Raw genomic sequence first — 20,547 nt, forward strand, 5'->3', positions numbered from 1 at the left:
CCCGATGCCCCGTTAGCGGCACATCTTGTCGAGGTCGGCCCCGCCCCAGGCGGGGGCCTGCGGCGGGAGCGGCAGGCCCTTGGCCTTCATGGCGTTCTCGAGCGTGGTCGGCACGTCGGTCGCTTCGGTCTTGAAGTCGGCCGTGTAGAACTTGTCGCGCTCGGCTTCCTCCAGGCCGACGAAGGTCACGCCGTTCTCGCGATACATCGCCAGCAGCCGCGGCATCATCCGGGCGTCGAAGGCGCCGGCGTGCATCAGCAGCACGTAGGGGATGTCGCGGCCGTACAGCGTGGCCGACAGGCCGCGTTCGAAGTCCAGGCTGTCCTTGGCGGCCTTCAGGTAGCTGGTCTCCAGCACGGCCACCGCCGCCGCGTCGCCCTTGGCCATGCAGCGGGCGTAGGGCTCGTTCCAGGCGTAGTCGCCGAAGCTCATGGTCACGCTGGCGATCCTGTAGCCTCGCGCCTTCAGCATCTTGCGGACTTCGGCGTGCTTGCCCGGGGTATGCTCGCCCTCGGCCAGGAACGGATAGCGCAGCCAACGCCAGTCCCCGCCGGCCATGTGCTTTTGCAGCAGCGGCTCGTTGCGCACGAGATCGGCTTCCCAGACCTCGACCGGATTGTCGTTCAGATTGATGTGCGACCAGGTGTGGTTGGCCAGCGGATGGCCCGCCGCGCGCCACAGCGACAGCACGCCCACCGAGTCCGGCTCGCGCTCCTCGCCCACGCCGTTGACGAAGCCGTAGACCGGCCCCGTGCCCGCGTCGTGGAAGGCCGCCAGCAGCCGGCCGGCCACGTCGATGCGGCTGACGCCCGGCGGCAGGGCGCTGTGGTTGGGCAGGTCGTCGAAGGTCAGGGCCATCTTCACCGGCGTGGCGGCCATTGGCGCGGCGCCCTGGGCCGCGCCCGCCGTCGCCACGGCGAAGGCCAGCGGCGCGATCCAGCGCGCCCAAAGTCCCAGGCGTCGCCCGACGCCGTCGATTCCCGCGATGCCCATGCGTCCTCCCGGTTTCATTCCTTGGCGAATGATAACGCTACCATCTATGCCGCCCACCGGCGTCGCCGCAAGGGCGTTCAGGTGATCTCGCCCATCAGCGCGTCCCAGCGCCGCCGCGACAGCTCGGCCCGCTCGGAGGCCGAGGTGGCGGCGCGGACCTGGCGGCGGTACTCGCCCGGGCTGGCCGCGAACGCCTTGCGGAACAGCCGGCCCATGTGGCTCTCCGACTTGAAGCCGCAGACCTGGGCGATGTCGGCCAGCGGACGCTCGTCGGCCGGATCGCCCAGCGCCGCGCGCAGCCGCACCAGGCGACGGGCCTGGATCGCGCCGCCGATCCCGCCGTCCGGCTGGAAGATGCGGTAGAGGGTGGCGCGCGAGACGCCGGTGGCCTCGCAGATCGCATCGGCCGTCAGGTCGGACGCGAGATTGGCCTCGATGAAGCGCTTGACCGACTCCCGGCGGGCGAACTCCAGCCGGCGCAGGTCCGCGCCCCGGCTCAACTCGACGCTGCCGGCCGCCACGGTCAGCAGGTCGATGAAGGCCCGCGACACGGCCGGCAGGTCGGCCTCGCCGATCTCGGGCGCGCGGGCGGCCAGCGACTTCATGTAGTCGGCCAGCAGCAGCGCCTTGTCCTGGTCGATGATCCGGCCGTGCAGGCCCCCGGTCGCGCCCAGCGAGGCCTGCAGCACCTCGCGCGAGACGCTGGCGGTGATCAGCCGGGTGGCGGTCGCCCGGTTCCGCATCGGGCGGGTCATGTCCAGCAGGGCGATCTGGCCGGGGGCCACCGCGACGAAGCCGTCGCCGCTGTCGACCTCGAACCGCCCCTCGACGACCGACTGGACCGTGAAGTGGTCGAACTGGTCGCGGCGCACGCGTTCGGCCGAGCGCTCGTGGGCCACCCCGGCCAGGCGACGGTCGAACAGCAGAATCCCGGCCAGGCGCCAGCCCGTGACCTCGGCGAAGAACGCGCCGTCCAGGCCCGTCACGTCGGCGCCCGAGGCGTAGAGCTCGCGATAGACCTCCAGGCCGGCCCCGTCCGGCTCGGACGCGAATTGCATGAACTGCTCAGCCATCGAGTCCCGTCGCTTCTTTCGAAGATTCCGTTTGCGCGGCGTCGACAGCGCTTACCCAGGCCCGACGGCCGCCCCAGGCCAACAGCGAAGCGGCCAGACCGGCCGCCAGGGTGGTGCAGAACAGCGCCTTGCCCAGTTGGCCGGGTCCGAACACCCGGTCGCTGAGCACGCCGATGACCGGCGGGCCCAGGCCGACGCCGATCAGGGTGGTGGCCGCGAAGAACACGGCGTTCGAGGCCCCGTGGGCGGCGGCCAGCATCGGCTGGTACATGGCCAGGAACACGACCGCCGCCGCGCCGCCGAACACGGTCAGCATGAAGAAGCCGAGGCTCAGCGAGATAAGGGTCGGCGTCAGGCACAGCAGGCCCGCGCCCACCACGCACAGCGCCAGGGCCGCGACGATCACCAGGGCGGGCGGACGTCCCGCGCGGCGGCAGAGGTCGGTCAGCGCCCCGCCGCTCAGGTGGCCCAAGGGCGCGCCAATCAGGACGATCAGGCCGCTGATCAGGCCGCTTTGGGCCGGCGACACGGCCAGCTCGCGCTGCAGCAGGGTGGGCAGCCAGGCGCTGGCCGCCTGGATCAGCACGATGACGCAGCCGGCCGCCAGCAGGTGCCCACCGAACGTCGCGGGCCGGGCCCTCATCTGCTCCAGCGCCGCCGGCATCGAGGGCCGCCGGACCGGGGCCGTCGTCGGGCCGGGCTCGCGGCCGTCGACGATCAGCAGCCCGCAGGCGACCAGCAGGTTGGGCAGGACGCTGAGGAAGAACAGTACGCGCCAGGCCTCCAGTCCGGGGAACACCGCGCGCACCAGCGGCGAGGCGCTCCAGGCCAGCAGCGCGCCGCCCAGCAGCATCGCCCCGCTGCGCCCCAGGGCCGAGCCGGTGGTGAACACCGAGATCGAGCGGCCGACGTCCCGGGCGGGGGTCAGCGCCACGATCAGCGACAGGGCGGCGGGCTGGACCAGGGCCTGGCAGAGGCCCAGCATCAGCCGGCACAGGACCAGTTGCTCCCAGGTCCGGGCCAGGCCGAAACCGACGCCGGCCAGGGTCCACAGCAGCAGGCTGCCGGCCAGCACCTTCAGTTGCGGCGCCCGGTCGACCAGCTGGCCGAGGGTAAGGGTCGAGGCCACGAAGAACAGCACGAAGGCGGGCCCCTGCAGCAAGCCCAGGGCCGTGTCGCTGAGCAGGAACTGCCGCTTGAGCAGGGGCAGGATCAGGGCCGGCAGGTTGCGGTCGGCCTGCATCAGGAAATGGGTCAGGGCCAGCAGGCCCAGCGGCGCCCCCGTCGTCCATCCCCACCCTGTCGCTCGCGCCGCGCTCGCTTGCGCCATGTCCGCCCCCGGCTTCCCGCTAGACCGAAAACGGCGCTGGCGCGGCGACGCCGGATCGGCGCCTGGACGGAAGCTCGACAACAGACTCAGACATACCGACGCTCGAAATTATTCGCGCCAAAAGGGCAGACGGCGCCCCCATCGTCAACCGATCGGACGCCGTCGCCTGAAAAGGGATTCCGGAGACACACAAATCGCCCGGATGGCGAGCGTCAGAACGTGTAGTCGAAGCCGATCCGGAAGAGGTTGCCCCGGGCGTCGGCCTCGGAGCTGAGGGTGGCGTAGCCGCTGCCGACCGTCCCCTGCGACTTGATCGTGCCGAAGTCGGTGTACAGCCATTCCCCGCGCACCGAGGTGTAGTCGCTCAGGGCGTAGGCGCCGCCCAGGCCCGCGATCCAGCCGAACTTGACGTCTGACTCCTCGTTGCTGCCGGTGATCGGCGTGGCGCGGGTGTCGGAGTATTTGGTCGTCAGCTTGATGTCGGAGGCGGCCACCCCGCCCGTGGCGTAGAACAGCCAGGTGTCGGTCGCGAAGCCGATCCGGGGACGCAGAGTCCAGATCCAGTCGGTCTTCATCTTCTGCTCGATCGTGAAGTCGACGGGCGGAGCGATCGCCAGCCCCGAGCGGTAGGTCTTCTTGCGGTCCTCGCCGAGGTTGAAATAGCTGATGTCGGTTTCCAGCCCCAGCATCCAGCCGCCCGCCCAGTAGTTGTAGCCGGTCTGGAACCCGCCGGTGAAACCCAGCTCGTTGTCGTCGTCTTCCGAGATGGGGGCGTTGATCAGGCCGAGGTCGCCCGGGGGGATGACCGTTCCGCCGGAGCCGGACGCCGCCTTCATGCTCAGGGTGGTGTCGCCCCAGGACGCGCCGATGTTGCCGCCGACATAGAAGCCGTTCCAGGGACCGTCCTGCGCGGCGGCGGCGCCTGCGCCCAGGCAAACAAAGCCGGCCGCCGCGAGCGCGGCCATGAACTCGAACCTACGCATACTCGTCCTCCAGGGGATTCGATGGAGGACAAGGCTTCCCGGAACATCCGCGCCTCGATATCCGGTGCGGACCTGAGGGCCGGGCGCGCGAGACCCGAGACGGCGCGCGGAGGACCCGCGCGCCGTCCGCCGTCAGTTCAGGACGCGCAGGGTCACCTTGCGGGCGGCCGCCAGTTCCTCGTCCGACGTGCCCGTCGCGTGCTCCTCGCCCCAGGAGACCGTCGACATGTTGTGCAGCGGGATGCCCTGGCTCGACAGGAACCGCCGGGTTTCCAGGGCGCGCTTTTCGCCGAGGATGCGGTTCTTGTCGACGTCGCCGCGCGCGTCGGCGCCGCCGACGATCTCGATGAAGACCCGCTTGTTGGCGGCCTTCAGCTTGTCGGCGAAGGCGGTGAGGGTCGCCTTGGCTTCGTCGGAGAGGTCCCACTTGGCGGTCTCGAAGGTGATCGTGTCGCTTTCGCTGACTACCGTGCGGACCAGGTGTCCTTCGGCCAGGGTGTAGGCGGAGTCCGCCTTCTGACCCGCCGCCTGGGCGGTCTTGTCCACCTCGTCGACGTGGCCCGACAACGCCGTGACCTTGGAGTCGAGGGCGTCGACGCGCGCGCTCACGGCCCCCACCTGCTCGTTGACGTAGGACTCGGTGGCGCAGCCGCCCAGGGCCAGCCCGCCGGCGATCGCGACGACGGCCGCGACGCCCGATAGATAACGCCCCATGATGGATCTCCCAGTTTTCTGTCAAACTCAGGGAGGAGTTTGGTCCTGGGAGCGGCAAGACATATCAGGTGTAGACCTGAGCCTAGACATAGCCACACCCGAAGCGCGGCCGATGGACTACTATCACCGGACGTTGGCCTTTTCCCAAGCCCTCACCTTGACCCGGGCGGCGTCGAAAAGACGCTGGTAATTGCCCTTGAGGACTTTCTCGCGCGTCTCGGGCGTCAGCTTGGCCCAGAGCGGCTTGTAGGTCTCGTAGACGGCGAAATACTGCCCGGGCGAACGGGGCGCGACCACGTCGCTGCCGAACAGGAACCGGTCGGGGTATTTGTTGATCAGGGCGGCCGCCTGGGTCGACGCCTCGTCGGACGCCACCAGGTACTTGGCGACCTCGTCCCACGACAGGTCGAACATCACGTTCTTCATGGCCGGGTTGCCGAGGATCTCCTCCAGGTAGGCGGCCTCCGACTTCACCGGCTGGATGATCCGCCCCATGCCGGCGTGGGCCCAGATGATCGTGGTGTCGGGATGCCGCGCGTAGAGCGCCGTCAGCTGGTCGAAATAGCCGCGGACCTTGGCGTCCTTGGTGAAGGGCCGGACCATGTCGTTGTGCAGCACGACCACCAGCCCGACCTGGCCGGCGAAGTCGAGCAGGCGGTCCAGCGACGGGTCGGTCAGGCTGGCCCCGCCGCCGGCGATCTTGGGCGAGACGAACTCCTTGTGCACCGAGAACTCGCCGATGCCGGTGAACACCCCGGGAAACAGGGTCAGCACCCGCTTCACATGGTCGGCCGCGTACATGTCGGCGGGGTTGAAGCCGGTGATCATCGGATCGACCCGCTTCTGCTGGGCTGGCGTCAGCGCGCGATATTCCAGGGCGATCGCCGCGTCGGTGAACGAGTAGTAGTAGAGCGGCGCGTCGGCCTCGAGATAGTAGGTCGGCGCCACGTCGCCGCTCTCGCGGTACGACCACTCCTGCTGCAGGGGGATGCCGAACAGGGTGGTGCGGCACACCCGGTCGCCCATCAGCTTCAGAACCTCGCCGGCCGACGGACCTTCCTGGATGTAGTTGGTCAGATGGAAGTGGCTGTCGCTGAACTGGCAGTCCTTCGGAGTCTGCGCCGAGGCGGATCCGGCGCCGAGCGCCAGCACGAAACCCAGGGCGGCGAGCAATCGGCGGGGCATCGGCGACATCCTGCTCTAGAAGGCGAGGGAGAAATCCGAGACGAAGGTGAACCCGTTGCCGCCGACCGGGACGGGATAGGCCGTGTAGCCGACCGGCGAGCGATCGGTGTAGAGGCCCATCACGTTGATCCGCATGTCCCGGCGCTTGAACGGGAAGTAGTTGACGCCGGCGGCGATGTCGTAGGGATCGCCGTACTCGCCGAAGATCTTCGAGCCGGAGAGGTAGGCCTGCAGGGTCTTGGGGATCAGCATGGCCGAGGCCTGGAGCTGGAAGCCGGTGTCCTTGAGGTCGGTGACCGGGACGATCCCGCTGACTTTGAAATTGTCGAGCCAGCGCGTGTAGTACTCTAGCTCCAGCGCGTAGCCCCCGTATTTAACCCCCGCGTTCAGGGCCAGCATCTGGTAGCGCGCCTCGGTGATCCGGCCCGGCGTGTTGAAGGCGTCCACGGCGAACAGCAGGGTGCCGTCGGAGAGCCGCAGTTGGGTGTTCTCGATCGACTCAGTGTTCGGCTGCGACTGCGGCGTCTCGGTGCTGCGCGTGTAGTGGGCGCTGAACAGGGTCGCGACCTTGTCGTGCTTCTCGAAGTCGCCGAAGCCGTTGATCGGGCCGAACTCGCCGGTGCTCGGCATCCAGGTCAGGGCCCCCGACCAGGTGTTGGGCTTGGCGTCGAGCTGGCCGGCGTTGACGCCGAGCGCGCTCAGGTTGTTGGCGATCATCACCCGGTATTCGAGGCCCTTGGCGAGCTTGCCGTCGGCCCAGATGCCCTGGGTGTACGAGCCCCGGAAGAACTCGTCGGCGATCGGCCGGTTGTCGTTGCGCAGCCAGTACGGGAAGGTCCGGTTGGTCGAGCGCGTCGACGGCACCGACTGGATGCCGAGATAGACCCGCAGGGCCTCGCTGAAGGTCCAGTTCAGGTTGCCGGCGAGCACCACCTGGGCCCCCTGGCCCTGGGCGGTCTGCGAGGTCCAGGCATAGGCGTTGTAGCCGAACCTCGGATCGAACAGCCAGCCGCGGACGGTGATCTGCACCTTCGCGAGCTGGAAGTCCTCGCGCGGCGTGATGGTCTTGGCCCGCCCGAACGAGTCCACATAGGCCTTATCCAGCCCGTGCTGGTTCAGGTAGCGGAGGTAGCTGACCAGGCCGAGGTCCACCTCCCCCATGTCGGAGCGCATCAGGACCAGGCCCTTGCCCGTCTCGAAGCCGCCCCAGCGCTCTGGCGGCGCTGGCCCCTCGGCGGTCTGGAGCCGCTGGATCTCCACCGGCGGCGGGACCGCGGGGGCCGGCGGCGCCTCGCCGGCGGCCCACGACAGCTGGGCGGCCAGGGCGTCGATGCGCCGGGTCCGTTCCGCCTCGGCCGCCTTGGCCGCCTCGCCCTCGGCCCTGAGGGCCTGGAGCTCGCGCTGCATGGCGGCCAGGGTCTCGGCGCTGGCCGCCTGGGGCGGTGTCGGCGCGGTGGAGACAGCGTCCTGAGCCAGGGCCGGGGTTCCCGCGCCGGCCGCCAGGATCAACCCGGCGGCGGCGCAGGCGAGGGGAAACGCCGCGCCGGGCTTGGCCCGACGTCGATCCGTTACGCGTCGCATGAAAACTCCTCGGACCGATCAGGTCGGCTTCACGTCGTAGGGATTGCCGCCCAGGGCTTCGGAGATGTCGATGATCGCCCGCTGACCCCGAACGCTGTTGCCGGCGGCGTCGAGCGGCGGGGCGAAGGTCCCGATCCCGAACTTGCCCGGCGACACCGCGATCAGTCCGCCGCCCACCCCGCTCTTGGCCGGCAGGCCGGCGTGGAACAGCCACTTGCCGCTGTCGTCGTAGAGGCCGGCGGTGGCCATCACGGCCAGCAGTCGCGCCACGTGCTTGGGATCGATCACCTGCTTCTTGGTGATCGGGTTCTTGCCGCCGTTGGCCAGGGTGGCGGCCATGTTGCCCAGGTCCTTGGCGTTGACCGCGATGGCGCACTGGCGCGTGTAGATGTCGGTGGCCACGGCCGGGTCGCTCTTGAACCGCTCGTAGGCCCACATCAGGGCGCCGATGGCGCGGTTGCGCTGGTTGGTGTCGGCCTCGGACTTGTAGACCTCCTGGTCGACCGACAGCTGGCGGCCGGCGAAGTCGGAGTGCAGCGCCAGGATCTTGCGCCACACCTCCTCGGGCGAGCCCTTGACCAAGCCGGTGGTGGCGATGGCGCCGGGATTGACCAGCGGGTTCATCTCCTTGCCGCGATATTGCTCCACCGCGACGATCGAGTTGAACACCTGGCCCGTGGCGTCCACGCCGATGCTGTCTTCGATCAACTGCTCGCCCGACTCCTGGAACACCAGGGCCAGGGTGAAGACCTTGGAGATCGACTGGATCGAGAAGGTCGGCGTGATGTCGCCGGCGGTCGACAGGGCCCCCTGCGGGGTAGCCAGGGCGATGCCGAAATAGTTCGACGGCACCTTGGCCAGGGCGGGGATGTAGTCGGCGTTCTTGCCTTCGTTCAGACCCTTGAACTTCTCGTAGGCGGCCTTGACCGCGGCGTCCGCCGCGGCGGCGCCGCTGGGCTGGGCGAAGGCCGGCGTGGCGGCCAGTCCGGCGCCCCCGGCGAGGCCGAGACCCAGGGCCGCGAGACCTCTGGCGAGGTCCCGACGCGAGGCGTTTTGATGCAACATCGGATTGCCCTCCAGTCGCTGACTATTTGAAATCGTTGCTTGAGAAGCTGTACTTGAAGGACACCTGGATCCGCAGATCGTCGCCCTTGTTGTCGTTGAAGTCCTCGCGCTCGCCCCACAGCAGCTCGGCGCCGACCAGGATCCGCGGATCGGGCGTGTAGAGGACGTTGGCCGAGGCGTACTGCCCCGTCTGGTAGGCGTCCGCCGACTGGAAGTTGGTGTTGTCGACCTTGGTCATGCTCCAGCCGACGGAGCTGCTCCACTGGTCGTTCCAGTAGTGGTCGTAATAGGCGGTCAGGCCCAGCAGCGGCAGCACGTCGCCATACAGCGAGCCGGGCGGCACGGGCGGGGCGCCGACGATCGGCTGCGAGACCCCGGGCTTGGCCTTGGGCCCCATGTCGGTGCCGCCGTCGTTCATGTAGCTGGCGATGCCTTCGCCATAGACCACGCCCAGATGGACGACGTCCTTCTGACCGGCCTTGATGTTGGACGTCAGGTTCAGGCCCCAGCCCATCTTGTGGGATGAAGGCTCGTTGTCGGGCGCGCCTTTGGTTTCGTAGCCGACGCGGCGCAGTATGCCCGCCAGCTGGACGTGCCCCCAGTCTCCGGCGTAGCGGTAGTGCCCGGTCAGGTCGGGCAGTTCCTCGTCGCCCTGGATGTTGGAGCCCAACGTCGGATCGACGATGCGGACGTTGCCCGCGTCGATGTCGTTGCCGGGCTTTTCGACCGCGATCGCGAACTGGCTCTGGCCCGAGGCGAAGGTGTAGCGGATCTGCGGGGTGCGCACGAACACCATGCCCGTCGGTCCCCAGTATTCGATCGTGTTGGGGAAGATGTCGCCGTCCATGAACACGCTGTTGGTCTGGCCGGCCAGCACCGGGCCCCACTGGCCATAGGCGTGTCGAAGGCGGAAGGTTGTCTGGCCCGCGTCGCCGCCGACCCCGAACAGGTCGAACTCGAACTTCACGAACAGAGGCTTGCCGGCGATGTCCTGCTGCGCCTTCACGCCGAACCGGCTCTGCTTGACGCTGATCGAGGTCTGGCCGTTGTCGCCGAAGGTGTCTTCGGTCGTCGGAATCTTCGAGGGCCTCAGAGCGTCGTCCCAGTCCGGGTCGACCCGCATGAAGTCCTGAGTGAAGTCGACCTGCGCGAAGCCGTAGACCTCGAACTTCGGCGCGTCTTGCGCTTGCGCCGCCCCAGCGACGCTCGTGATCGCGGTCGCCAAAAGTAGATGCGGCAGCAGCCGCGCGTACGGAGTTCTCATCGTGTCGCCCCTCTCGTCCTGGACCCGGTGACCGGCGCGCCTATGCCGCGCGTCTCCTGGTCAGGTTAGGAGCCGACCCGCCGGAGAAAGTATCAGGTGGGCGCCTGATACGACCGCAGGTGGATTGCCCGGACGTCCGCCGCCCCCGAGCCGTGTCGCGTCGGGACCCAAGCGGCTCGGGCGTCCACGCCCCGGCGGCTCGGGAATACGCCGGATGGCCCCGGCCCGCGGCCCACCCGACGGTGGCGGCAAACCCGGAGGTTCCCCATGTCCCACGCCCGAACCCTCGCCGCCGCCGGCACGGCGGCCCGCTCCCTGCGCGCCGCCGGAGACCGGGTCTGACCCTGGCCCTGCTCGTCGCGGCGGCGCTCGTCTCGGCCGAGACGCCGGGCGAGACGCCGAGCGAGCCGGCCCCGCAGGCGAGCCCCGCCGCCGCCGGGCAACAGCCGAAAGCGCCCCCGGCCGAGGCCCAGGCGGAAGCGCCCAGCGGTCTGCTGTACGTTCCCCTGAAGCTGCTCTCGGTGCTGGACCAGGACTTCAGCCTGGGGCCGTGGACCTTCCGGGGCTACATCCAGTTCGACGGCGCCGACTACACCCAGGAGCCCGCCGGCCCGCCGGAGACCGACTTCCGGCGCGGCGCGATCGGCAGCGGCGACACCCTGGACGCCCAGGCCCTGACCGACGGCTCCTACCTGCGCAAGGCCCGCCTGGGCGGCGAGGGACAGTGGGGCGAGAACCTGTCCTATCGGGCGATGTTCGACATCGGCGGGCGCGACGAGCAGGGCGAGGCCCGCATCGCCGAGGTCTGGGCCCGCTACAGCCGCTTCGCGCCCTGGGTGCTGATCGTCGGCGCCTATCCACAGCTGGCCAACATGGAGGACGCCACCAGCACCGACGCCAATCCGTTCCTGGAACGGGCGACGGCGGCCAACCTGGCGCGGGGCCTGGGCGGCGGCGACGGCCGGCTGGGGATCACCGTGCGGCGCGCGACCCGCAACTGGATGACCGCCGTCAGCCTGACGGGACCCGTGCTGCACGAGGACGACGAGACCTCGCCCCGGTCCGCGATCATCGTCCGGACGTCGCGGGCCTTCTATCCGAAAGCGGACTCCAGCGTGCACGTGGGCGGATCGCTGATCTATGTGCTGTCGCCCGGCAAGGCCCAGGACGACCGGATCCGGGGGTTCGGCGTCCGCCTGATGGCCACGCCGGAAGTGCGGGTCGACGACACGCCGCTGCTCGACACCGGCGACATCGTCGCCCACCGCGCCAGGGTGCTGGGCCTGGAGTTCGCGGCCCGACGCCGCAATCTCTACCTGCAGGCCGAAGCCTTCCATTTCGCGGTGGAGCGCGCTTCCGGCGAAACACCCCGCGACCCGCGCTTCTTCGGCTTCTACGTGGAAGGCAGCTGGATGCTGACCGGCGAGGCGCGTCGCTTCGACCAGACCCGAGCCGTGTTCGGACGGCCCAGGACCAAGCACCCCTTGCGGGCCGGCGGCTGGGGCGCCTGGGAGCTGGCCTTCCGCTACAGCCGCATGGACGCCAACTCGCACGAGGGCCAGGCCGGCGCGCCGACCCCCGTCGGCGGCGTGCGCGGCGGCGACCAGGCCATCCTCAGCCTGGCGCTGAACTGGTATCCCTCGGACCGGATCCGCGTGATGCTGAACGCCATGCACGTGCGGGTGGATCGCCTGAACCCCGCCGGCCCCGTCGATCCCGAACCCTTCGGCCCCGCTCCCCTGACGCCGCCGGCCGGCGTGCAGATCGGGCAATCGCTGGATGTGGCGGCCATGCGCGTCCGATACGCCTTCTGAGCGAGCTAATCCTGATATCCCACCTCGGGGTGTGCGACGCGGGTCCAAGGGTTTTCCCCGATGGTGGTTCTCGACAGCAAGGCGCTGCTTAGCTCAAGCAGATCGAGGCCGGAAAAATGGATCATCGACAGCTTCTCCAAGCAGCGCTCCTGTCGCTCGTCGTCGCCACCGCGACACCCGCCCTGGCCGCCAAGCCGCCCACCACCTGGGACGGCCTGCTCCAGATCAAGACCAAGCGCTTCGACCTGGTCTATCTCGCGCCAGGCGCGACGTTCACCGGCTATACGAAGGTCAAGCTCGACCCCACCGAGGTGTCCTTCGAAAAGAACTGGCGTCGCGACTACAACAGCCAGGGCATCGGCATCTCGCGGGACATCTCCGAAAAGGATCTCCAGAAGGCCGTGACCAAGGGTGTCGCCGCCGCGAGCGAGATCTTCGTCGAGGAGTTCAACAAGGGCGGCTACCAGGTGGTCACCGAGGCGGGCCCCGACGTGCTCTGGCTGCGGACGGGCGTGCTCAACGTCCGCGTCTCGGCGCCGGACACCATGGAGCCCGGCCGCACCTACACCTTCGCCAACGACGCCGGCGAGGCGACCTACTTCATCGAGGTGCGGGACTCGCAGACCGGCGCCCTGCTGGGCCGCGCGGTCGACCGGCGCCTGGCGGGCGACAACACGATCGGCCAGCGCAACCGCGCTACCAACCGCTCGGACTTCCGGCGACTGGTCGAGCGATGGGCCGAGCTGAGCATTCGCGGCCTCAACGAGCTGAAGGCCCGGGCGCCGATCAACGATGCGGGACAGTTCGCGGGGAGCGCGCCGTAACGCTTGTGACGTAAGGGGCCGCGCGTCGGCGTGGCCCCGGTTTGCTTATCTGTCGGTAGACGCCAACAGAAGGACGTTCGAGATGTCCCAACGGCTCGACCAGACCCTGCCCATGCCTCTATGGCCTGGGCCGATCTTCAACGGTCGCGACGGTTTCGCGCCGTCCGCCTCCCTCAACGGCCTCGCCTCGTCGGTGACGGCGATCCTGCGCCGCGCAAGGTCGGCCCTGGCGACGTCGGATGCGCGGCCCGTCGAGGTTTCCGTGCTGAAGCCCGCCAGCCGCGCCGCCACCCGGCTGCTGGCCACCGTCTCCAAGGCGCTGGTGCAGGAAACCGCCCTGCTCAACGAGGCCGGCGTGCTGATCGCCGTCAATCCCGCCTGGAGAGCGGCCGCCCGGCGCACGGGCGCTTCCCGTCGGGCCGGACTGAGCGAGCCCTACCTGGACTTCTGCACACGGATCAGTCCCATCCTGGCGCGGCCGGCGTTTCGCCAGGGCGTCCGGGACCTGCTGGCCGGAAAGAGCGCCTCGTTCACCCATCGCTACACGGTGGCGGACAGCGAACCGCCGCGCCGTCGCCACGTGCGGATCACGCCCCTGCCCTTCAGCCCCCGGCCGGTGTTCGTGGCGGTGCACGACGACCTGCCCCTTCCGGCCAAGGGACGTCCCTCGGCGACCCGGGCCCGCGACCTGCTGGCGGCCCAGGAAGAGGAACGCGTGCGCATCGCCATGGAGCTGCACGACTCCACCTGCCAGCACCTGGCGGCGCTCAACCTGTCGCTCGGACGGCTGCGGCCGCTGGTGTGCGGCGACAAGGCCAATGCGGTGCTCGACGACATGTCGATATCGGTCGGCGAGGTGGTCAAGGAGATCCGCGTCCTGTCCTACCTGATCAAGCCCGCCGGGCTGGAGCAGAACGGGCTGGCGCGCGCGGTGCGCGGCTTCGTCGACGGCTTCGGCGCGCGCACCGGCCTGACCGTCAGCTTCCTGACCCGGGGCCCGGTCGACGCGGCCCCGCAGGACGTGCAGCACGCCGCGTACCGTATCGTCCAGGAGGCGCTCTCCAACGTCTACCGGCACGCCGACGCCCAGCACGCCGACGTCGAGCTGGTCAGCGAGGGCGGCGTCCTGACCGTGCGGGTCAGCGACGACGGCAAGGGCGTGGCGGCCCTGATGCGCGGCGAGCCGGCCAACCTGGAGTCCGGGGTCGGCATCGCGGGCATGCGCACCCGGGCAGCCCAGCTGAAGGGACGGGTCGAGGTTTCCTGCCCCGGTCAGGGCACGGTCGTGGTCGTCGCCCTGCCGGTCGGCTCCCGTCTCTCGTCGTCGGCGTCCCGGAACGGCCGACCCCGGCGCCTCCGCTCCCGACGTCAGGGTAATCACGGATCGTCTCGGCCCTCGCCAGGCGCGAGTTTGGATCGTCCGCCCTCCTCCCCCCTGACGGTGGACTAGAAGGTTTTTCAGGCCTTCCTGACTGGCCCCGCATTCGTGCGGGGCCGTTCTTTGATCGGGACCCGGAGAGAGAATGGTCCGCAAGACCGACTCCAACGACAGCGCCGCCGATATCGCGGCCACCGCTTCGGCCAGGGCCAGCCTGATCGAGACGGTGACCGCCGTCGTGCTGTCCGTCGCCGGCCTGATGGCCTCATGGGCCAGCCATCAGGGCGCGATGTGGAACGGCATGCAGACCGTCCATTTCGGCCGCGCGAACTTCGAGCGCGGCGCGGCCTCGCGGGCCAGGTTCGAGGGCGACATGGTCCGCGCCGTGCAGATCGACCTGTTCAGCGACTGGATCGAGGCCAAGAGCCGCGGCAACGAGGCGCTGGCGCAGTTCTACCGCACCCGCATGCCGGCGAACTTCCACCACCAGTTCGAGGCCTGGCTGGCCACCCGTCCGCTGGACGACCCCAAGGCGCCCCCGACCCCGTTCGCCATGGCCGGCTACCAGCCTCCCGGCTTCGCCGAGGCCGATCGGGCCGAGAGGGAGGCCGAGGCGCAGTTCGCCCTGGGCGAAGCGGCCAGCCGCACCTCCTACGCCTACAACCGCGCGGGCGTCGTCCTGGCCACGGCCATGTTCTTCGGCGGCATCGGACAGGTGTTCCGCCAGACCTCCGTGCGTTTCACCCTCGCCGCCGTGTCGATCGTCACCTGGCTGATCGGACTGCAGCTGATCCTGACCATCCCGACGGCGTCCCTGGGCCAGTTCTCGCTGGCCAACGCCCTGAAATCGCCGCCGGCGGCCGCGCCAAACCACTAGACCCCATTCTCCGCTCATGCCGGCCTTCGCCGGGATGAGCGGAGAACTAGCGCCTCAAGCCCCCTAGGGCTGAGGCGGCGTCGTGGGGACGGGCGCGGCCGGCGGCGTGCTGGGAACCGGAGCCGTCGAGGGGACCGGCGCCGTGGAGGTCCCACCCTTCTTCGCCTCCGCCGAAGCGGGATCGGGCACGGTGATGTAGACGATCGTGTCGCCCTCGTAGCGCGGTTCCAGGTAGTAGCCGTCGCAGCGATAATAGGAGGCGCCGTAGTACGGATAGCCCCCGCATCCCATCGGCAGCGAGTAATAGGCCGCCCCGTAGTAGTAGGGGCTCAGGGCCGCCGCGGTCACGGCGGCGGTGGCGCCGATGACCATGCCGGCCGCGATCGGGTGGTGGAAGTGGTCGTCCCAGCCGCCCCAACCGTCGTCGATGTTGATGTTGGTGTTGTTGTTGATGTTGGTGTTGCGGTCGCCGTCCCCGCGGTTTCCATCGCCGCGATTACCGTCTCCACGATTGCCGTCTCCCCGGCTTCCATCGCCGCGGTTCCCCCCATCTCCGCGATTGCCGCCGGAGGGCCTGGTGCTGGCCGTGTCCCGGCCGCCCCCGGTGGCGCCCGTGCCGGCGCTGGGTCGCGAGCCGGCCGCTCCCCCGCCAAGGCCGCCGCCCGCGCCGGCTCCGGTGCTGGGACGCGTGCCGGCGGAAGCGCCGCCGCCGAAGCCGCCCCCCGCGCCCGCCCCGGTGCTCGGACGCGAGGCGGAACCGCCGCCGAAACCGCCGCCGCCCGTGGAGGGCCTGCTGGGCTGGGTCGACGGCCGGCTGAAGCTGGACGAGCCGCGGTTATAGCTGGAGCGGCTGCCGCCCATCGAGGAGCTTCGGCTGCTGAAGCCGCCGCCTCCGCCGCCCCGGCTCATGCTGCTCATGCCGCCGCCGCGGGCCCCGCCGCCGCGTCCGCCGCCGCCGCCTCGACCGGCGGTGGCCTCGGCGACATAGAGGGCCATCGACGCGAAGACCCCGGCCGATATGGCGATCAGATGGAGGATGCGGACTTTCATGGCGTGCTCCCGGTCGGTTCGAGCGTACTCATTCGGATGGACTTGGCCTTGGGGCCGGCGCGGTAGGTGAAGGTGTCGGCCGGGAAGGTCGGATTCAGGGTCCAGGCCAGCCGCGCGACATAGGCGGGCTGTTCGGTCTGGGATCGGTCGACGATCATCAGCTTGCGCGGCAGCGGGCGCTCGCCCTGCTCGATCCACACCGACCAGTCCACCTCGCCCTGGCGGAAGGCGTACTGATTGGTGAGCACGCCGTCGATCGTGGCGGGCCCCACCAGGAAGGCCCCCGTGAGGTCTTCCGACCGCCGGCTCTTGAGTTCGTTCCAGCGGAACAGGTCTTCGAGCGGCAGGGCCAGGCCGTACTCGTCCCACAGCAGGTCCAGCATCTTCAGCGTGGTCGGCGGCGCCGCGACCGTCGAGTAGAATTCATGCTGCGGCGAGAACACCGTGAAGGTCTTGCCGTCGTAGAAGAAGGTCCGCTTCTTCAGGTCGGTGACGACCTCGATGACGAAGCCGTCGGGCTTGCGCACCTTGTAGTGGGCCGTGCCGTCGATCTGCACGCGCTGTCCGGTCTCGGTGACGATGTCCAGGCTGGTCTGGGTCCGGATCTCGAAGGTCTTCAACGTGCCGAGATAGGCGCTCATCCGCTCCAGGGCCTGGCGGGCCTCGGGCTCGACTATCGGCGCCACCAGGTCGGTGTCGGAGGCGGTCGCCGGAGGAGCGGTCGCCGGGGGCGCCGTCTGGGCCGAAGCCAGGGACGGCGCCAGGGACGGGAAGGTCGCGGCCGCGACGCTCAGGACGCAGCAGGCGACGAAGGGCAGTGGTCTCACGAGGGAGTCCTCCTGTTTGGCTTTTCAGACGATGAGGGACGCGGCCCCGGGCCATCGGCGTCCAGGTCCACGATCTCGATCGAGGGCATGCGCCAGGCGCCGGACAGGGCCGCGCCCCGGGGCCCGTAGAGCCGCATGACCAGGCACATCTCGCCGCGTGGCGCCGGCAGCCAGTTGGCCAGGTCGCCTCCGGCCGGCGGCTTGTCGTGGATGATCAGGTCCAGCGCGCCGTCGTCGTCGAGGCTCAGGTCGTTGCGGTTGCCGATCCCATGCCGCTTGTCCGCCGAGGCCGTCGGCCGGGTGTAGAGCCGCCAGAAGCCGCGCACCGGCGGCAGGGCTTCGGCCTGGAAACGCAGGCGCGAGCAGCGGTCGCCGCGCAACGGCCGGCCATGGCCGTCATGCTCGCAAACCAGGGTCAGCAGCTCCTCGCGCGCGGGCGCGCCGAGGCTGGAATAGGCGCGCCCCGCCTGGGCCAGAGACGCCCCCGACTCGTCGTGCTGCGGCACGGCCACCGCGTGCCAGCCTACCCCCCGGGTCTCGGAAATCGCGGCCGTGGCCGCCCGGATCGCCGCCAGGCCGTCCGCGAACCCCAGCTCCAGCGCCTCGGCCATGTCCGACGACCAGTTGGCGGCCGGCGGCGGCCCGTCCAGGTCGCGGCGGAACTGGTCGAGCAGCGGCCGCATCGACCGCTCGAAACTGATCGGCGCTCGATCCAGCACCGCGTCCAGGCGATGGAAGAACACGGCGGGCCCCAGCTCGATCACCTGCCGCAGGCTCGAGACGGCCGGCGGCTCCAGGCTGGTGATGTGGCTGGTCTGGTGATCCGGCCGCCGTCCTATCGAGCTCAGGCACTGATGCCTGGCGATGGCCAGGGTCTCGGGCCGGTCGAGCGGCGAATGGGCGTGGATGCGGCTGACCGCCCAGCAGGCGTCGCTGGGCGCCCGGCGGGCCAGGTGGGTGTGCGGGGTCTCGCCGTTCCAGCGCGGCGGGACCACGGCGACGTCCACGCCCCCGTCGTTGTCGGTGCGGGATCCGAGACTGGCGAACGGCTCGCCGGCGGTGTCGATCAGGGTGAGGTCGAAATGACGCCCATGGGTGTGCGGCAGGTGCAGCACCACGGGCCCGTCGGTCAGGTCGATCCAGGCGCTGGCGATGACGATGCAGGGATCGTCCTCCAGAAGGCCCGGCGCCAGGTCGGCGCTGTCCGGGGGCAGGAGGTGGAACTGCTGCAGCGCCATGGGATGGGCCCGCCGCACGGCGTCGACCAGGAACAGCGGAAAACAGAGCGAAAAGACATTGGCCGCGACCGCGCGGGTCGTGTTCTGGCCTCGCTGCCTGAAGATCTGCTTGGTCACCGTCGGCCTCCGTACACACGGAGTGTTTCGGGATCACGGCGGGTGGGGTATCAGGCCGAACCCGGAGGCGAGGGCGTTCACGACCTAGGCCTGGATCATTTTGTGCTTTATCGCGAAGCGGACGAACGCCGCCGCGGTCCGCACGCCGGCCTTGCGCATGCCCGCCGCCCGATGGCTCTCCACGGTCTTGATGCTGATCGTCAGCTGCCGCGCGATCTCCTTGTTGACCTTGCCCTCGGCGATCAGTTGGGCGACCTCGAGCTCGCGGGTCGTGAAGCTCTCCAACCGCGACTTCTTGCGTTCGTTGAGCGCGGCGTAGAGCAGCAGCTCCGAGACCGGGGACGAGAAGTAGAGCCGGTTGACGTGCAGCGCCGAGATCGCCGCCTCCAGGTTCGTCCCGGTGTCGGACTTCAGCACATAGCCCCGGGCCCCCGCCGCCAGCGCGCTGCTGACGGTCTCGTCGTCGTCATGCATCGTGAACAGCAGGACGCGGATCTTCGGGCATTCCTTCTGCAGGAGCCGGGTCAGGGCGACCCCGTTCAGGATCGGCAGCGACACGTCGAGGATGGCGACGTCGGGCTTTTCCTTCAGCGCCAGCTCCAGGGCCTGCTGGCCGTCGGAAGCTTCGGCGCAGACCATCCAGCCCGGATGGTCCTCGATGACGTTTCGAACGCCACGGCGAACCATGTCGTGGTCGTCGGCAATCAGAATACGCAGCATCACGCCCCTCCCTGTGGACACGCGTCGCGCCCGGCCATGGCCGTGCACGACAGTCGGCAACACAGGGGACAGGCCCGCTCACGCGGTCGCCTTCGCGAAACCATGCCCCTCAACGCCAACCTATGGACCGAGACGAGGGTTTTTCTTGATCGTTCCGCCCCTCCGTCCAAGGGACTTCCCCCCGCCCCAAACAGCCCCAACTGTTTGTTTCGATAGGAACAGCAGACACCCGCGGGCCTTTGGGCGCCATCGGCTAAAACATCCACTTCATCTCAGGCCTTCACCTAAGAGGCGTAGAGGGGACCGAGGCGCATTATGGGTTGAATTGGAGGTTCTCCATGCTCCTGGCCGGTTTGTTCATCACGTTGCTGACCCCTGGTCTTGCCGAGGCTTCGGCGGGCGACGCCTGGATCTTGCGCTGTCGTGTCGACAACACGACGCAGGCCGAGCGGACCTTCCGCGTCGCGCCTCGGCTGCTGCAGGAATGGAAGCCGGCCGACAAGCAGTACGGGCCCAATCTGTGCGAGGTCTTCAGCTGCACGGCCGATCGCGATCGGCTGGAAGGGGTCATGACCTCGGCCTCGCTGATCCTGACGCTGCGCGTCGACCAGACCCGCGGCCAGGGGTCCTGGAAGACGGTCGGCGCCTCGGGCCAGAAGGAGACCAGCGGCCCCTGCGGCGTCGAACGCGAGAAGGCGGGCCAGACGCCGGGGTGAGCGCTGGAGGGCGGTCAGGCCGACGGGTCGCCCGGCGCCATTGGGTCAGCCTCGCCGGGAACGAGGCTCACGAACAGCCTTATGCGCCGACCTCGGGGCGAGGCTGTACATCGTGAGCAGATCTTGGGTGAGCCGGGTCCGGACCGAATTGCGATCGGCGGGATCCTCGCCCTCGATCGATTCCAGGATCTGGACCGACATTCCGACGGCGTTGATGCGCTCTAGAACGTCCACGTAAGCTCCAGCCTGGGCCATGGTGGAGCGATGGATCGCTAGGTAGGTCGCGCCGACGAACTGCACGAAGATCCCCGACACCGCCGTCAATACGGCCGGCGCTATCGACTGAGGCTGGGAGAAGGCCTTGAAGACGCCGAAAGCCAGCAAGCCGAAGCCGGCCGTCGACACCGCGACCGTAAGCAGGAATATCAACTGAACCTGCGCGAGATTCCTATCGAGATAGTCTTCCAATTTCGCGCGAGCCAACTCCCAGACCGGCCGGACCTGTCGGGGCGACTCTTGCAGGCGTTGCTCGACCTCTTCGATCTTGTTTTCGAGACGAAAGCGCCGGCGCAGGCCGTCGACCCAGAGCGCCGAAGCGAGGAAGACCGCCAGGCCGATCCAGAAGAGGGCGAAACGCCAGCCCAGCTCGCCCGGCGGATGGTTCGGCGAGAAGACGAACTGAATCATGAGCACGCAGCCCAGTCCCGAGAGGACGAGCGCCTGGACCGTACTCGTTCGATCGAAGGAAAACAGGTCTTTGATCGTGATCTGGGGTTTCATCTCAGTCCGCTTCCGATG

Annotated in this window: 19 protein-coding genes; 5 read left to right on the forward strand and 14 right to left on the reverse strand. The window is 69.3% G+C overall.

Annotated elements, in window-relative coordinates:
* Window positions 1-12 precede the first annotated feature (12 nt).
* The 9 genes from AC1DYP_RS05730 to AC1DYP_RS05770 form a co-directional block, all read right to left on the reverse strand.
* Complete coding sequence (locus AC1DYP_RS05730) at window positions 13-993, reverse strand: polysaccharide deacetylase family protein (RefSeq protein WP_477045519.1); 981 nt, start codon at window positions 991-993, stop codon at window positions 13-15.
* A 77-nt stretch (window positions 994-1,070) separates the two neighbouring features.
* Window positions 1,071-2,051: a helix-turn-helix domain-containing protein gene (locus AC1DYP_RS05735; protein WP_477045520.1), complete on the reverse strand. Its 981-nt coding sequence runs from the start codon at window positions 2,049-2,051 to the stop codon at window positions 1,071-1,073.
* A gap of 7 nt (window positions 2,052-2,058) precedes the next feature.
* Window positions 2,059-3,396: an MFS transporter gene (locus AC1DYP_RS05740; RefSeq protein ID WP_477045521.1), complete on the reverse strand. Its 1,338-nt coding sequence runs from the start codon at window positions 3,394-3,396 to the stop codon at window positions 2,059-2,061.
* A 212-nt stretch (window positions 3,397-3,608) separates the two neighbouring features.
* The gene (locus tag AC1DYP_RS05745) at window positions 3,609-4,379 is read right to left on the reverse strand and encodes an outer membrane protein (protein ID WP_477045522.1); all 771 of its coding nucleotides are present in this window, start codon (window positions 4,377-4,379) and stop codon (window positions 3,609-3,611) included.
* A 132-nt stretch (window positions 4,380-4,511) separates the two neighbouring features.
* On the reverse strand, window positions 4,512-5,093 hold the full coding sequence (locus AC1DYP_RS05750) for an OmpA family protein (protein ID WP_477045523.1): 582 nt from the start codon (window positions 5,091-5,093) through the stop codon (window positions 4,512-4,514).
* Window positions 5,094-5,216: 123 nt separating this feature from the next.
* Window positions 5,217-6,278, reverse strand: a complete 1,062-nt coding sequence (locus tag AC1DYP_RS05755; protein WP_477045524.1) for an amidohydrolase family protein — start codon at window positions 6,276-6,278, stop codon at window positions 5,217-5,219.
* A 15-nt stretch (window positions 6,279-6,293) separates the two neighbouring features.
* Complete coding sequence (locus tag AC1DYP_RS05760; RefSeq protein ID WP_477045525.1) at window positions 6,294-7,859, reverse strand: hypothetical protein; 1,566 nt, start codon at window positions 7,857-7,859, stop codon at window positions 6,294-6,296.
* 18 nt (window positions 7,860-7,877) lie between these two features.
* On the reverse strand, window positions 7,878-8,924 hold the full coding sequence (glsA, locus tag AC1DYP_RS05765) for a glutaminase A (RefSeq protein ID WP_477045526.1): 1,047 nt from the start codon (window positions 8,922-8,924) through the stop codon (window positions 7,878-7,880).
* Window positions 8,925-8,946: 22 nt separating this feature from the next.
* Window positions 8,947-10,188: a DcaP family trimeric outer membrane transporter gene (locus tag AC1DYP_RS05770; protein ID WP_477031638.1), complete on the reverse strand. Its 1,242-nt coding sequence runs from the start codon at window positions 10,186-10,188 to the stop codon at window positions 8,947-8,949.
* Between the two features lie 152 nt (window positions 10,189-10,340).
* Between AC1DYP_RS05770 and AC1DYP_RS05775 the strand changes: the two genes are divergently transcribed.
* From AC1DYP_RS05775 to AC1DYP_RS05790, 4 genes are all read left to right on the forward strand, one after another.
* On the forward strand, window positions 10,341-12,002 hold the full coding sequence (locus tag AC1DYP_RS05775; protein WP_477045527.1) for an OprO/OprP family phosphate-selective porin: 1,662 nt from the start codon (window positions 10,341-10,343) through the stop codon (window positions 12,000-12,002).
* Between the two features lie 116 nt (window positions 12,003-12,118).
* Window positions 12,119-12,826 (forward strand): DUF3313 family protein, encoded by a 708-nt coding sequence (locus tag AC1DYP_RS05780; protein WP_477045528.1) that lies wholly within the window; start codon window positions 12,119-12,121, stop codon window positions 12,824-12,826.
* An 82-nt stretch (window positions 12,827-12,908) separates the two neighbouring features.
* On the forward strand, window positions 12,909-14,276 hold the full coding sequence (locus tag AC1DYP_RS05785) for a sensor histidine kinase (protein ID WP_477045529.1): 1,368 nt from the start codon (window positions 12,909-12,911) through the stop codon (window positions 14,274-14,276).
* A 73-nt stretch (window positions 14,277-14,349) separates the two neighbouring features.
* Window positions 14,350-15,081 carry a hypothetical protein gene (locus AC1DYP_RS05790; protein ID WP_477045530.1) on the forward strand — a complete coding sequence of 244 codons (732 nt, stop codon included), beginning with the start codon at window positions 14,350-14,352 and terminating at the stop codon, window positions 15,079-15,081.
* 63 nt (window positions 15,082-15,144) lie between these two features.
* Here the strand turns inward: AC1DYP_RS05790 and AC1DYP_RS05795 are convergent, their stop codons facing one another.
* From AC1DYP_RS05795 to AC1DYP_RS05810, 4 genes are all read right to left on the reverse strand, one after another.
* The gene (locus AC1DYP_RS05795; protein ID WP_477045531.1) at window positions 15,145-16,131 is read right to left on the reverse strand and encodes a hypothetical protein; all 987 of its coding nucleotides are present in this window, start codon (window positions 16,129-16,131) and stop codon (window positions 15,145-15,147) included.
* Window positions 16,128-16,958 (reverse strand): DUF2092 domain-containing protein, encoded by an 831-nt coding sequence (locus tag AC1DYP_RS05800; RefSeq protein ID WP_477031632.1) that lies wholly within the window; start codon window positions 16,956-16,958, stop codon window positions 16,128-16,130. Before AC1DYP_RS05800 ends, AC1DYP_RS05795 begins: the two co-directional genes overlap by 4 nt.
* The gene (locus AC1DYP_RS05805; protein ID WP_477045532.1) at window positions 16,955-18,313 is read right to left on the reverse strand and encodes a DUF1254 domain-containing protein; all 1,359 of its coding nucleotides are present in this window, start codon (window positions 18,311-18,313) and stop codon (window positions 16,955-16,957) included. The genes AC1DYP_RS05800 and AC1DYP_RS05805 overlap by 4 nt, the downstream gene beginning before the upstream one ends.
* A gap of 84 nt (window positions 18,314-18,397) precedes the next feature.
* A complete protein-coding gene (locus AC1DYP_RS05810) occupies window positions 18,398-19,033 on the reverse strand; it encodes a response regulator (protein WP_477045533.1) in 636 nt (211 codons plus the stop codon).
* Window positions 19,034-19,371: 338 nt separating this feature from the next.
* On the opposite strand from AC1DYP_RS05810, the gene AC1DYP_RS05815 reads away from it, so the two are divergent.
* A complete protein-coding gene (locus tag AC1DYP_RS05815; RefSeq protein WP_477045534.1) occupies window positions 19,372-19,749 on the forward strand; it encodes a hypothetical protein in 378 nt (125 codons plus the stop codon).
* Between the two features lie 45 nt (window positions 19,750-19,794).
* On the opposite strand, the gene AC1DYP_RS05820 is transcribed toward AC1DYP_RS05815, so the two are convergent.
* Window positions 19,795-20,529, reverse strand: coding sequence for a TRADD-N-associated membrane domain-containing protein (locus AC1DYP_RS05820; protein ID WP_477045535.1), 735 nt, complete (start codon window positions 20,527-20,529; stop codon window positions 19,795-19,797).
* Between the last annotated feature and the right edge of the window lie 18 nt (window positions 20,530-20,547).

This window comes from Caulobacter sp. P1_D6 (genome assembly GCF_056406095.1).

Coding starts and splice junctions, on each gene's coding strand:
- AC1DYP_RS05730 (WP_477045519.1), bottom strand. CDS start 993: ATGGGCATCGCGGGAATCGACGGCGTCGGGCGACGCCTGGGACTTTGG.
- AC1DYP_RS05735 (WP_477045520.1), bottom strand. CDS start 2,051: ATGCAATTCGCGTCCGAGCCGGACGGGGCCGGCCTGGAGGTCTATCGC.
- AC1DYP_RS05740 (WP_477045521.1), bottom strand. CDS start 3,396: ATGGCGCAAGCGAGCGCGGCGCGAGCGACAGGGTGGGGATGGACGACG.
- AC1DYP_RS05745 (WP_477045522.1), bottom strand. CDS start 4,379: ATGCGTAGGTTCGAGTTCATGGCCGCGCTCGCGGCGGCCGGCTTTGTT.
- AC1DYP_RS05750 (WP_477045523.1), bottom strand. CDS start 5,093: ATGGGGCGTTATCTATCGGGCGTCGCGGCCGTCGTCGCGATCGCCGGC.
- AC1DYP_RS05755 (WP_477045524.1), bottom strand. CDS start 6,278: ATGCCCCGCCGATTGCTCGCCGCCCTGGGTTTCGTGCTGGCGCTCGGC.
- AC1DYP_RS05760 (WP_477045525.1), bottom strand. CDS start 7,859: ATGCGACGCGTAACGGATCGACGTCGGGCCAAGCCCGGCGCGGCGTTT.
- glsA (WP_477045526.1), bottom strand. CDS start 8,924: ATGTTGCATCAAAACGCCTCGCGTCGGGACCTCGCCAGAGGTCTCGCG.
- AC1DYP_RS05770 (WP_477031638.1), bottom strand. CDS start 10,188: ATGAGAACTCCGTACGCGCGGCTGCTGCCGCATCTACTTTTGGCGACC.
- AC1DYP_RS05780 (WP_477045528.1), top strand. CDS start 12,119: ATGGATCATCGACAGCTTCTCCAAGCAGCGCTCCTGTCGCTCGTCGTC.
- AC1DYP_RS05785 (WP_477045529.1), top strand. CDS start 12,909: ATGTCCCAACGGCTCGACCAGACCCTGCCCATGCCTCTATGGCCTGGG.
- AC1DYP_RS05790 (WP_477045530.1), top strand. CDS start 14,350: ATGGTCCGCAAGACCGACTCCAACGACAGCGCCGCCGATATCGCGGCC.
- AC1DYP_RS05795 (WP_477045531.1), bottom strand. CDS start 16,131: ATGAAAGTCCGCATCCTCCATCTGATCGCCATATCGGCCGGGGTCTTC.
- AC1DYP_RS05810 (WP_477045533.1), bottom strand. CDS start 19,033: ATGCTGCGTATTCTGATTGCCGACGACCACGACATGGTTCGCCGTGGC.
- AC1DYP_RS05815 (WP_477045534.1), top strand. CDS start 19,372: ATGCTCCTGGCCGGTTTGTTCATCACGTTGCTGACCCCTGGTCTTGCC.
- AC1DYP_RS05820 (WP_477045535.1), bottom strand. CDS start 20,529: ATGAAACCCCAGATCACGATCAAAGACCTGTTTTCCTTCGATCGAACG.